General features: G+C 40.5%; 1 protein-coding gene. It reads right to left on the bottom strand.

The window, feature by feature from the left end; genetic code table 11:
• A partial coding sequence (locus V6260_RS19175; RefSeq protein ID WP_341595618.1) for an ATP-grasp domain-containing protein occupies window positions 1-215 on the bottom strand: 215 nt, incomplete at both ends.

Here is a 215-nt window from a genome sequence, read left to right as displayed (position 1 = left end):
AGACAGTGAAGGTTACCTTCATCTGGAATTACTAACGGGTTGATTTCAAGAAGTGCGAAAACGAATTCGTTAAACATTTTACCAAGCCCCATGAAGATCTTAACGAACTGTTTCATTTCTGTTGGGTTAAGACCCAATTTGAAACCAAGATCACGTCCTAGGTAAGCATGAGGACCTACTAATGGATCGATCTCAGCTTTGTGGATTAGTTCTGG

Origin of the sequence: Pseudoalteromonas aliena, assembly GCF_038155085.1 — a bacterium.
In the GTDB taxonomy this organism is placed as follows: Bacteria; Pseudomonadota; Gammaproteobacteria; order Enterobacterales; family Alteromonadaceae; genus Pseudoalteromonas; species Pseudoalteromonas aliena_A.
Note: the sequence above shows the minus strand (reverse complement) of the source record. Positions and strands in the feature narration are given on the sequence as shown.